Genomic DNA, 12956 nt, shown 5'->3' with positions numbered 1-12956 from the left:
ATAATCTAAAAATCAAAATATATGTTCTTTATGCTAGAAGCAACAGAACATATTAGGAAAGGATTATTATGCAAATAGAATTTAAAAAAGAACAAATTGTTAAAGATAAACCACAATCTATTCTTATTGATTATGTTGAATATAAATTATCACTTCCAAAATGAATGATTAAAAATAATTCTTTTATTGTTGATAATAATTACACATATTGAGTTTTTAATTCTGAAAATATTAAAAGAGAATTAAATGGTGATGAATTAACAAAATTATTAGAACCATATATTTCTGAACAGAAAATAACTGTTAATAAACCAACTGCTCCAAAAGAATATTATCTTAATGATATAAAACTTGAACCACTAACATTTTATGACCAGCATAATAGTTGATTTATGGGTGAAATAACTGATAACAAAACTAAAATTACTAATCCTTGTTTTAAATATAACATTACGTGAGAAGAAAACAGAAAAGGTTTTAAAATAAATAATCAATATAAACATGATGATTTACCAATTAATTATATAGTTACTTCTTATAAGGAAATTTCAACTCATAATGAAAAAGTATTTTTGTTGAACATGTAAACAAAATAAATTAGATTATTTATTCTTTAATACTAATGATATAAAAACAAGAAAATATTTTTTAAGAGATAAAAATAGTAAAGCGATTTGTTATGACTGTATTTTAAATATTAGGTTAAGTAGGAGGTATAAATATGGATAAAGAATATTTAACTAAAAGAGGAACGATTTGCATACCAGACAGTGATGATATTGAATTTAAAATAGGACTAATTAAACTGATTGATGATTTAAAAAAAGATAATTTAGTTTGTGGTCATAAAGAATTTATTGAAGAATGTAAATATTGTTGATGTAATTGTGATTTAGAAATTATTAAAACAGTTATTAGAGGTTAACTTAATTAATGCAATATGACTTAATTATTGGTATTGACCCCGCTGGTATTGGTAATAATGGAATTGTTATATATTAAAATGAAACTAATAATATTATTTTTAATGAAACATTTAAAACTAAAACAGTTTTAGAAAGTAAAAATTTGTATAAAAAATACTTTTTATTAATTAAAAAACATTCTGATAATAAAAAAATATTAGTTATTGTCGAAAATTTCTTTTTAAATTCAAAACAATTATTAACTAATCCATTAGCAACTCCTAAAACTATTGGTACATTAATGGTATTAGTAGAAGATGTTATGAATTGAGATTATTTAGGAAGTGAACCAAAAAATAAAACTAAAATAGAAAATTATAAATGGATAGGTTACACTTTATTGGACACTAATTACGTAGACAAGTGAACAAATTAGTTAAAAGAAAGGAACTATAATTATGGCCAATATTAACTCATATACCGATGAATTTAAAAAACAAATAGTAGCTTTATATCAAAGCGGTAAGTCAGTGTCTTGTCTTGCTAAAGAGTACAATGTTACAAGAGCAGCTACTTATAATTGAATTAAGCAATTTACTAATTCAGGCAGTTTTAAAACTAAAGATAATCGTTCTATTGAAGAAAATGAATTAATTAAATTAAGAAAAGAATTAAAACAGTTACGAATGGAAAATGATATTTTAAAGCAAGCAGCACTAATAATAGGCAGAAAATAGAAATTATTGCTAAAAATAAAGTTAAATATAAAATTCGCACAATGTGTCGTTTTTTAAAACTTTCTAAATCAACATATTATTTTAATTTAAAGGAAAAAGAAAAAAACAAAATAATATTTATGATGAAGCTGTTATTAGTGCTTTTAAAGAAAATAAAGAAGTTTATGGAACAAGAAGATTAAAAGTTGTTCTAAAAGAAAAGAATATTTATTTGTCACGCAGAAAAATTAAAGAAATTATGAATAAACATAATTTAATATCAAAATACACTAAATTATCATTCAAAAATCATCATAATAAAGTCAACGATAGTCAAATAACCAATATCGTTAATAGAAACTTTAATAATAGGCTTAAAAATGAAGTTATTGTTAGTGATTTAACTTATGTTCAAGTTAATGGTAAATGAAACTATATTTGCCTATTAATTGACCTATTTAACCGCGAAATTATTGGACATAGTGTAGGTACTAAAAAAGATGCATCATTAGTACATCAAGCATTTATGCACTCAAATCGTTGTTTAAAAGATATTCAAATATTTCATAGTGATCGCGGTAATGAATTTAATAATAAAATTATTGATAAACTTTTACTAGCATTCAATATTAATCGCTCTTTAAGCAAAAAAGGTTGTCCTTATGATAACGCTGTTGCTGAAGCAACTTTTAAAACTTTCAAAATTGAATTTATTAATGATAAAAATTTTACATCATTAATCCAATTAAAATTAGAATTATTTGATTACATCAACTGATATAACAACATAAGAATTCACAGCACTTTAAACTACTTAACTCCAGTTAATTATCAAAAATAAATGTCTACCAAAAAATAGTCCTAAAAAGGGTTGCCATTCCAAATTATCCATTTGTACAAAAATGACATTTTTTTTATTACAAGCTTCAGCAATTTTTTCTGCTACTGTTGTTTTTCCTGAAGCACTGCCGCCAGCGATAGCGATTAAATTAATTTTTTTATATTTCACATTTATCTCCTAAAATTTAAGATTGAGTTATTTTATCAAAGTATGATTGTAAAATAATAGCAGCAGCCAATTGATCTTTAACTTGTTTTCTTTTATTTGAAGAAACATTAGATTTAATTAATATTTGCTGCGAAGAATAGGTAGTTCTTCTTTCATCTTGTAAAACAATATTTAGTTTATCATTATTTTGTGTTAATTTAAATTTATCAATAAAATTTAAAACAATTTTTGCGCTGGGGCCGACTGTGCTATCCATGTTTAAAGGGTAACCAAAAACAAGAATATCAGCATCATATTCTTTAATAACATTTTGGAGTTGGATAATAGCATTATTAAAATCATGCTCTGGGAAACGAATAGTTTTTCAAGAAAAAGCAATTTTTCCTTCACCACGAGCAAGTCCTAATGTTTTACTACCTAAATCAATGCCTAAATATTTCATAAATTTATTATACTTAATATTTTTTTTAATTTTAATAATATATTAATTTTATAAAAAAATATTTTTTATATTGTAAGTATAATAAAAATATTATGTCTATAAATTTTTATCTTTTTTATATTGTTTTTTTTCTTCTGCAATTCTTTTTCTTTCTTTTTCAGCTTCTTCAATTCTTTTTTTTAATCTTTCTTCTTCAAATTGTTTTTTATTTTCTGTATCTTGTTTTCTTAACTTTTCAATTTCCTTATCTTTATCCATAATAAAAAGATCCTCTTTTCTAATGTTAAATTTTGGATTATTTTTTTCTTTTTTTTAAAAATATCCATAAATTAGTATAAATATTTTTTAAAAAAAATTGGATAGGTTACACTTTATTGGACACTAATTACGTAGACAAGTGAACAAATTAGTTAAAAGAAAGGAACTGGATGGGTTACACTTTATTGGACACTAATTACGTAGACAAGTGAACAAATTAGTGAAAAGAAAGGAACTATAATTATGGCCAATATTAACTCATATTCAGATGAATTTAAAAAACAAATAGTAGCTTTATATCAAAGTGGTAAGTCAGTGTCTTGTCTTGCTAAAGAGTACAATGTTACAAGAGCAGCTACTTACAATTGAATTAAGCAATTTACTAATTCAGGCAGTTTTAAAACTAAAGATAATCGTTCTGTTGAAGAAAATGAATTAATTAAATTAAGAAAAGAATTAAAACAGTTACGAATGGAAAATGACATTTTAAAGCAAGCAGCACTAATAATAGGCAGAAAATAGAAATTATTGCTAAAAATAAAGTTAAATATAAAATTCGTAAAATGTGTCGTTTTTTAAAAATTTCTAAATCAACATATTATTTTAATTTAAATAAAAAAGAAGATAAAATTAAAAATAATATGTATGATGAAGCTGTTATTAGTGCTTTTAAAGAAAATAAAGAAGTTTATGGAACAAGAAGATTAAAAGTTGTTCTAGAAAATAAAGGAATTTATTTATCAAGACGAAAAATTAAAAAAATTATGAATAAACATAATTTAATATCAAAATACACTAAATTATCATTCAAAAATCATAATAACAGAGTTAATAATAGTCAAGTAACAAATCTTGTTAATAGAAATTTTAATAATAGGGTTAAAAATGAAGTTATTGTCAGTGATTTAACTTATGTTCAAGTTAATGGCAAATGAAACTATATTTGCCTATTAATAGACTTATTTAACCGCGAAATTATTGGACATAGTGTTGGATTTAAAAAAGATGCATCATTAGTATATCAAGCATTTATGCAATCAAATCGCTGTTTAAAAAATATACAAATATTTCATAGTGATCGCGGTAATGAATTTAATAATAAAATTATTAATAATCTTTTATTAGCATTCAACATTAATCGTTCTTTAAGCAAAAAAGGTTGTCCTTATGACAATGCTGTTGCTGAAGCAACTTTCAAAACTTTTAAGACCGAATTTATCAATGATAAAAATTTTACATCATTAATCCAATTAAAATTAGAATTATTTGATTATATCAATTGATACAACAACATAAGAATCCACAGCACTTTAAACTACTTAACCCCCATTAAATATCAAACACAAATGTCCACCAAAAAATAGTCCTAAAAAGGGTTGCCATTCCAATATTTTTAAGTTATATTATGAATTAAGCAAATAAAATCATTTTTTTGTTTCATAATGGAAATTGATTTGAATCATAATCAGTGCTATTTATTATCTTTGTCTTGAATTTTTTTGTATTTGAATATATTACTTTATAAGCATTATTTACTTCATTTATACTATCTTGCATTTTTATTACTTCTGATTTATTAAAAATTGGAATATTACTATTATTTTCTAATTCTATTAATTTTTCTTCTAGTAAACTTATGTTTGGTTTATGAAAATATCTATTTTTTTTTATTAAAGTTTCAAAACTAAAGATTTTATAAAAATTTGAAATAGAAAGAGAAATCATTTGAGAACCTGTTGCTAAGAAAAAAAATAATCATGTTTCTCATTTTTTAAATTTTAATTCAAGTAGATCATGAGATTTTGTAACTTCATATTTAGTAAGTAGTGTTGTTGTTTTAGTAATATTAGTAAAAACAGCATTGAAAAAAAATGACAAAATTGCCATTGAAAATTTTCCACAATTTGATTGTTTTGTAATTCAGTTTGAAATTATTTGAGGACAAATATTAGTTTTAATTTTTAATTTTTCTAATCCTCATTTAAATATATAATTAACTGGTCGTATAGAAAAATAAGTGATTGTATTTGCTAATATAATATTTGATTTAGTAAAATATTTAATTCAATCACTTATTTTAAAGTTTTCTTGTATAGCATTTGCTATTGCACCTGTCATTATAGAATGTGCCATTAGTCATGTTACTGATTCTAAAAATAAATCAAATAATGAATAATTTATTCTTTCTTTTCATTCTAAAGTATCTAAATCAGTTTTTTTTAATTTATTTAAATTATCAATCACTTTGTTTGCCGAAGATGTTAATTCTTTTATTATACTATTATCAATAGGCTTCTTTAAACAATTAAAGTCACTAATTTTTTCAATTTCTTTTTTAAAATTTGGATGATATTCAAAATCTGTAGAGTTTGGAATATTATTAAGTTTTTTTATTAAATTATTAATACGTTTTATTCGTGACATATTATTTTTTAATTTTACTTCATTTTCTTCATATAAAAGGGTTAAAAATTCATGTTTATATTTTTCAAATGGTTCAATAGGAATTTTTTTAATTTTAAAATCATTTATTGGATTACTTTTTTGACTTTGGATTATATTTAAAATTGTATTTCTTGATCAATCAGCAATTGCTGAGGTAAAAAATGTCGTTAAAATAGTATCAATGAATGTTGTGAAATAGTTTTGTTTATTTTGAAATATTCCATAAAAATAATCTTCTGATGTATATTCTTGCTCATCAAAAATATATGTAGAAATTATTCTTTGTGCATTTTTTCCAGTAAATGCAATATAAACTAGTAGTAATCCTAACAATAAATTAGGTAATGTTTTTTTAATTTTGGCATTTATTGAAATATTGCTAGACGAAGTAGGATTATCAATAATTTTTTGCATATTTGTTAAATACTGATATAAATTTAATAAATTATCATAATTAATATTAATACTTAATTCTTGATTAAATGAGGTAATATTTTTTATAAACATATCTATATTATTAATAGAATTTATAGTAGCGTTTTCTAAAAAATAATAATATTTTGGATCTGATTTTTCGCCTCCTTTAACTTTGATAGGAGAGGAATCTAAAAGTTTATTATTGTTTAGGTCATCTGATAATTTGTCAATGTTTTCATATTTTTTAACGTGTTTATATAATTTATTATTTTTAATTAAAAATATTTCAAAAATAATTTGACTATTTGGAAAGGCAATTCTTTTAGTTCAAAATTTAAAATCATTTTTGTTTTTGTCATAAATTGTCATATACGATTCATAAATAACTGAATCAAGTTCATTAGATTTATTTCTAATTTCAGTTTTATATTCTCATTCTCCTTTATTATTTTTTCATTTCTTTGTTTTTCCACCAAAGCGATTATTGTTTTTTGTTAATTTTATTTTTTTAAAATTTATCATTTTTACTCCTTTTTAATTACAAAAGTTTTATTTAATATAATGTTAATTTGTTATTAATAACAGTAAGTATATATTTTAAAAAGGATCATATTCTTTTAACAAGATCCTCAAAAGTAGTAGTATTAATTTTTTTGAATTAGTTTTACTACAAAAATTTATAAGTATTTCAAAATCATATCCAAAAAATTACTGTTTATAAGTAAAGTTTTTAGTTGTGTTATTAATTTTTCCCCAATGCCTTCTTAGAAATATAATAAGAAGTAACTAAATTCTAAAGTTTTTAAAATAAAATACAATAAAAATTATTTTTAATTAACTTTATTTTTATTTTTTATGAATAATAATCAAATTAATAGTGTTTATTTTATAAATAAAAATAAACACTATTAAATGTTTTAATATTTTTTTAATTCTTTGATTATTTTTGATTTTAGTAAAATTATGATAAGATATTTTTATATTTATATTAGTTTTTTGCTTTTAAATTTTTTTTTATTAATAAAATAAATAAAAGGGTTTTGGTCTTTAAAAAAAACTGGTGTAAATAAAAACAATTATTTAGAAAATCAATATCAAAATAATTAGAGATAAATTGTTTTTTAACTTTTTACTAGCAAATAATGAAATATTCATATTTAAAATAAATAAATGCAGTATTAGTTGGATTGTTAATCTTAAGGAATTAAAAAAATTAACGTATAATTAAACTATCAATAATATAATATAATATTATTTAAGGTTTCTTAAATTATTTTTTGTTTTTAGGAGGAACTATGAAAATTGCTTTTGATGTAATGGGTTCAGACCATGGTAGTTTGCCCGCTATTGCTGCAGCGTTAGAAGTTATTAAAGAATTCAAAAACGTTGAAATTTGTTTAGTTGGTGATGAAAAACAAATTAATGGAAACTTGCAGATTTTATTAAAAAATAAGCCATTATCATCAAGAATAACAATACTAGCAACAACCCAAGTAATAACTATGAATGATGGTCCACTCGCTGGTATTAGAATGACTGATTCTTCTATGAATCAAGCCATTCAGTTAGTTAAAAATAAAAAAGCAGATGGGATTCTAACTTCGGGTTCAACTGCTGCCTATCTTGGTGCTTGTCATTTTTTATTAGGCGAAATCAAAGGCATTAAACGTCCGGCATTCATGCCAATTATGCCTACTTTAATAAAAGATCGACAAGTAGTATTATTGGATGTTGGAGCAAATATTGAAAACACTGTTGATGAATTAATTAATTTTGCATTAATGGGTCATATTTATTGTCAAACTATTCAAAATATTTCACGTCCTAAAATTGGTTTATTAAATATTGGCATTGAAGAAAGCAAAGGTCCAGAAGTAACTAAAGCAACATATGCTAAACTAAAACAATTAACACAAAAAAATGAAAAGTTAAGTTTTTTAAATTTTCACGGTAATATTGAACCACGAAATGTTTTAAGTGGTGATGTTGATATTATTATTTGTGATGGTTATTCAGGTAATATTGTTTTAAAATCAGTTGAAGGCATGGCATCATTATTATTTACATTAATTAAAAATGGTTATAAAAAAAATTTATGAACTAAATTTTTAGGTTTAATGTCAATTGGTATTTTTAAAAATATTAAAAAGACTTTTGATTATAAGAATACAGGTGGTGCTCAATTAATAGGTATTAATGGCATTGCTTTTAAAGCACATGGATCTAGTGATAAAAAATCTTATTATAGTACTTTAAAACTTTTAATTCGTGCTATTGAGCAAGATGTTACTAATAAAATAGCTAAACAAATTCAAGAATTATAATTTATAAATAAGTATTAAGGAGAAAAATATGATTAATATTGAACATATTTTAAAATCGAGTATTTTAGAAAAAATTAAATCTAATCGTAATTATCGTGAAGCGTTTACTCATCGTTCTTTTTCAAACGAACATAATTTAGATTATTCATATGAGCGATTAGAATTTTTGGGTGATTCGATTTTAGGGGAAAATATTTCAACTTACATTTGGCACTTATTTCCAAATAAAGATGAGGGACAATTAACAAGTTTACGTAGTAAAGCAGTTAGACAAGAAACATTGGCAGCAGTGGCAATTGCTCTAGGATTACAAGATTATTTATTTTTGGGAAATGGTGAAAAAAATACAGGTGGGCAACAACGCGAAAGTATTTTATCAGATGTTTTTGAATCATTTCTTGCTGCAGTATATCTTGATTTAGGAAATAGTGCCGTTAAAAAAATCTTAGATTTAACTTTATTTGAATTAATTAAAACTAATCAGTTAGAAACAATTATTGATTATAAAACTAAATTACAAGAATTAGTACAGGCAGAAAAAAGAGATCCTATTAATTATAAAACTATGGAACAAATTAAAAAAGATAATATTACTTATTTTATTGTTCATGTGTATTTAGATAATAAAATACTAATGGGGAAAGGAGTAGGAACAAATAAAAAGAAAGCTGAGCAAGAAGCAGCAAAGTCAGCTTTAGCAAAACTGTCAAAATCTAATTTATTAATAAGTGATCATAAGAAGGGATAATCATGTTTAAATTATTACGTAATTATATTCGTGAACAAAAAAACAATTTATTACAAATGTTTGGTTTAGGTTTTTTAGTAATGATTATGATTATTGCCTTTTTATCATTAAATTTTTCTAATAATTATTTATTTGAACAATATGTTAACGATATTGCTCATAATGAATTTAACCAATATACATTTTTTTCACCAGTGGAATATGTTAATTTTGATGGAAAATATAATGAAAAAGATAAAAATGGTTCTTATTTAAATAATATTAATTATTATCAAAAAGATAATACTATTGATAAAGAAAAGATGGCAAAAGCTACTTTTCAGTTAACAATACCAGATGCTACTAGACCTGATATATATCGTTTTACTTTTTATGGAGGACTCGCTAATAGTAAAGAATATTTTACTATTGGTGATAGTCTTTTTAATGATACTAGTCATAAATATATTGATTTTAAAATTAATATTCCTATTAATTATCCATCTTATGATACTCATAAAGCAACGATAGAACAATATGCTAATATTCTAAATCAATATCTATATGATCCATTACATCCAGAAAATGCAACAAATTTTATGATTACTAGTGAAGCTGCTTTACAGTTTTATAATGATAATTTTAAAGGAAAAACTGAGTATCCATATGCTAATCGAAACTATAGTGAAATAGATATTAAAAATGAAGCTAAGTTATATGAAATAATGTCAATGGGAATGTTATATAAAGATATTGAATGACAACATGCTGTTATGGTCCGTGATTTATTAATTACTAGTAAAAATTTTGCTTTTATTGAAACAGGACCTGAATATATTGTTAATAAAGCAATTATTGTCAAAGATGGTGGCCCAAGTTTAACAGAAAAAACATTACAAGATAATGAAATTTTAATTTACAAACATTTTGCTGAACTAAATAATTTACATATTGGTCAAAATTATGTAATTGCTGGACAAACGTTTATTATTCGTGGTTATGCTACAAGCTCATTAGCAGCATTTGTTGGTCGTTATTTTGGTAATTCACTTGATTTAAAAAATAATACTGTTGCTTTTACTAATGGTAATACGATGCACAAAGTTGAATCTGATTTAAAGGCATTTAGCAGTAATATTGATGATTTTTTTTTAGGTATTAATCCTGACTTGGCTAAAAATATTGATTCACAAATAAATAATGAATGAATTTATAATTATCTTCATGCAACTTATAAAACACCTACTGATATAGCAAGTACAAAATATTATAATAATGGTATTGAATATAATAAAATAGTTTCACCTTTAAATATCAATAATCCTAGATTTTATACTAGTATGCAAGAATGATCTTTTAGTTCCATTAATAATAGAATTAATGTTATTGAAGAGATTTCTAGTTTATTTTTAATTTTAATTTTTATTGTGACTACTATTATTATTTTTATTATTACTTTTAAAATGATTGATCGTAATAAAAAATTAATTGGAATTTTAAAAGCAACAGGATATAAAAGTTGACAATTAAGTATATCATTAGTAATTTCAATTATTGCTCCTTTATTTATTTTTGCTATTATTGGTGTTTTAATTTCGATTCCAGTTGCGCATTATTTAATTTATATTACTAATATTAGTACTGTTGCCTTAATTAGTTATGGTTGGTATTTTAATGTTGTTACTGCTATTTTATTACTTGTTATTCCAATCATTAGTTTAACTTTCATTAGTTTTTTAATGGTATTATTCTTATTAAGAAATAAACCCTTAGATTTAATTACTAATAATATTTCAAAACAAAAATATAAAATAAATATTAGTTCAACTTTTACTTTTATTGCAAGATATGTGATTGGTAGATTTAGTTATCGTAATAAGTTGGCCGTTACTACTTCACTACGTAGTTTTGGTAAAACATTAATTATGTGTTTTACTAGTATTTTTGCTGCAACATTAGTATTCTTTGCGCTTGCTGCTAGTGGTTTAGTTAATAATATGTTAGGTTCACAATTTGCGGGAACTAATTTTAATTATCAAAATGGTTATCAATTTGATGATAATATTAAAACTAACTTTATTAATAACGAAAATAAATTAATGTATCAATTTAATAGTGTTGATAATATTAAAAGTAAAATTTCATTATATACAGAATTATTAGCGGCAATTAAACAATTTGATCCTCTTAATCCTAATAAATCAATTGTGATTAATGTTCAAAATCGTTATATTATGGGTAGTGAATTATTAAAAATAAAACAATGAATTGATGCTAATCCATCAAAGATTCCATCAATAATTAAGAATTTTTTAGAAAAAAATAAAATATTATTTAATTATTTAACCAATAATAATGGTAAAAACAATACTGATTTATTGATAAGTTTTGGTTTAATTCCTTATGATGAACAGTATGAAGTACCATACACACAATTAGAACTTGATAAGGCTAATCTGTTACTTCCTAATCAGCGTGGTGCTGTTTTTGATAATGATACACAAACCTTATCAAAAGAATCTTTTAAAAATTGAAGTGCACCAAGAACTGCTTATGGTATTGATGATAGTTTAAGTGATTTTTTATCTCTAAATTTTAGTATAAGTGATTTCTCTACTTTTAGTAAATTAAATTTAACTGATATGGAAGTTTCTAATAATTGGCAAGATAAACAATTTATTAATATTCGTAATCATTTAATTCAAAAATTAGGAATTAAAAATCCAGATAGTAGTGCTGTTCAATTTATTCCAATGGCTACTTCTGCTTTACCTTCGGTTGTTAATGTTTATAATGGTGGAGAACAACTTAATAATAGTGTTATTTATAGGTATAAAGGATTAGATAATCAAACAAAATATATAATTGGTGTTGCTTATGATTATATTAATAAATTAGATCCAAAAATAATAGTAATGCCCAAACTTTGACTTAATGAGATTTTATTTGGTAGTAAAAGTGATTTATTAGAAAATAATTTTGCTAATAGTAAATTAAGCAAATTTACTGATAATGAGTTTAAACATTACTTACCAATTATTAGTAATAAAAATGATTATAATATTGATTTAGCACAAATTTCACACTCAGGATATTTGGAAAGTAAAGGTATTAGTACTTCATTATCATCGGTGTATGATATTAGTAATTTACGTAGTATTATGAAGAATAATCAATATAGTTTACAAATAATAATTTCATTTTTTGGTATTTTTAGTGTTACATTATCACTAATGATTATTGTTATTGTTACTAATATTAGTGTTTGTGATAATTTAATATTAATTAATATTTTACGAAGTTTAGGTTATACTCCATTAGAAGTTTCTTATAATTTCTTTCTGGTAATAATACCTGCATTGGTAATGAGTAGTTTGGTTGCTGTTTTTATTGTTCCTTCTTTAGTAATGGTACTTTCTAATTTATTAGCAACTTTTGCAAAAATCGCATTTCCTATTGTTTTTCGTTGATGATATTTTGCATTGATGATTAGTATAAATATTTTAATTTATTTAGTCTCATACATTATTACTTGAAAGTTAAACGTTAATAATAAACAATTAATGACATTAACTAAATAATATATAATCTGGTTTACTGCTTAAAATAAAAAATTACACATTAAAATGTTTTAATTTTAAAAAATATTTTTAAATTGATAAAATTAACTTGAAGTATCAACTGGGGTTAGTGGAATATGGTAAAAATATTTT

Annotated in this window: 11 protein-coding genes and 1 pseudogene; 8 read left to right on the top strand and 4 right to left on the bottom strand. The window is 22.8% G+C overall.

Going from position 1 to position 12956, the window contains the following annotated elements; genetic code table 4:
* Positions 1-68 precede the first annotated feature (68 nt).
* The 4 genes and pseudogenes from AACK89_RS01015 to AACK89_RS01000 all read left to right on the top strand — a co-directional run bounded on the left by AACK89_RS01015 (position 69) and on the right by AACK89_RS01000 (position 2462).
* On the top strand, positions 69-587 hold the full coding sequence (locus tag AACK89_RS01015) for a hypothetical protein (protein WP_338978701.1): 519 nt from the start codon (positions 69-71) through the stop codon (positions 585-587).
* 134 nt (positions 588-721) lie between these two features.
* Positions 722-925, top strand: coding sequence for a hypothetical protein (locus AACK89_RS01010; protein WP_281748672.1), 204 nt, complete (start codon positions 722-724; stop codon positions 923-925).
* Positions 926-1068: 143 nt separating this feature from the next.
* On the top strand, positions 1069-1341 hold the full coding sequence (locus tag AACK89_RS01005; protein WP_338978699.1) for a hypothetical protein: 273 nt from the start codon (positions 1069-1071) through the stop codon (positions 1339-1341).
* Positions 1342-1363: 22 nt separating this feature from the next.
* Positions 1364-2462, top strand: a pseudogene (locus AACK89_RS01000) (IS3 family transposase).
* Here AACK89_RS01000 and AACK89_RS00995 read toward each other — a convergent pair.
* The 3 genes from AACK89_RS00995 to AACK89_RS00985 form a co-directional block, all read right to left on the bottom strand.
* Complete coding sequence (locus AACK89_RS00995; protein ID WP_338978698.1) at positions 2436-2630, bottom strand: zeta toxin family protein; 195 nt, start codon at positions 2628-2630, stop codon at positions 2436-2438. The pseudogene AACK89_RS01000 and the gene AACK89_RS00995 sit on opposite strands and share 27 nt — an antisense overlap.
* Positions 2631-2646: 16 nt before the next feature.
* Positions 2647-3072: a Holliday junction resolvase RuvX gene (gene ruvX / locus AACK89_RS00990; protein ID WP_281749598.1), complete on the bottom strand. Its 426-nt coding sequence runs from the start codon at positions 3070-3072 to the stop codon at positions 2647-2649.
* A 96-nt stretch (positions 3073-3168) separates the two neighbouring features.
* Positions 3169-3330 (bottom strand): hypothetical protein, encoded by a 162-nt coding sequence (locus tag AACK89_RS00985; RefSeq protein ID WP_338978696.1) that lies wholly within the window; start codon positions 3328-3330, stop codon positions 3169-3171.
* Between the two features lie 243 nt (positions 3331-3573).
* On the opposite strand from AACK89_RS00985, the gene AACK89_RS00980 reads away from it, so the two are divergent.
* Positions 3574-4694, top strand: a protein-coding gene (locus AACK89_RS00980; protein WP_338977698.1) for an IS3 family transposase whose coding sequence is annotated in 2 segments (ribosomal slippage) — positions 3574-3817 and positions 3817-4694 — 1122 coding nt in all. Because the reading frame shifts where the segments join, the coding sequence is not laid out codon by codon here.
* Between the two features lie 46 nt (positions 4695-4740).
* Here the strand turns inward: AACK89_RS00980 and AACK89_RS00975 are convergent.
* On the bottom strand, positions 4741-6714 hold the full coding sequence (locus AACK89_RS00975; RefSeq protein ID WP_338978695.1) for a hypothetical protein: 1974 nt from the start codon (positions 6712-6714) through the stop codon (positions 4741-4743).
* A gap of 773 nt (positions 6715-7487) precedes the next feature.
* Here AACK89_RS00975 and plsX point away from each other — a divergent pair.
* Genes plsX through AACK89_RS00960 form a run of 3 tightly spaced genes read left to right on the top strand, consistent with a single transcriptional unit; the run spans position 7488 to position 12824 of the window.
* Positions 7488-8516: a phosphate acyltransferase PlsX gene (gene plsX, locus AACK89_RS00970; protein WP_174481261.1), complete on the top strand. Its 1029-nt coding sequence runs from the start codon at positions 7488-7490 to the stop codon at positions 8514-8516.
* A gap of 28 nt (positions 8517-8544) precedes the next feature.
* Entirely contained in the window at positions 8545-9264 is a 720-nt protein-coding gene (gene rnc, locus AACK89_RS00965; RefSeq protein ID WP_174481262.1) for a ribonuclease III, read from the top strand.
* Between the two features lie 2 nt (positions 9265-9266).
* Positions 9267-12824: an ABC transporter permease gene (locus AACK89_RS00960; RefSeq protein WP_338978694.1), complete on the top strand. Its 3558-nt coding sequence runs from the start codon at positions 9267-9269 to the stop codon at positions 12822-12824.
* Positions 12825-12956: the final 132 nt, after the last annotated feature.

It is taken from the genome of Spiroplasma endosymbiont of Panzeria rudis, from assembly GCF_964019705.1.
In the GTDB taxonomy this organism is placed as follows: Bacteria; Bacillota_I; Bacilli_A; order Mycoplasmatales; family VBWQ01; genus Spiroplasma_E; species Spiroplasma_E ixodetis_A.
This window is presented reverse-complemented; position numbering and strand designations above follow the sequence as displayed.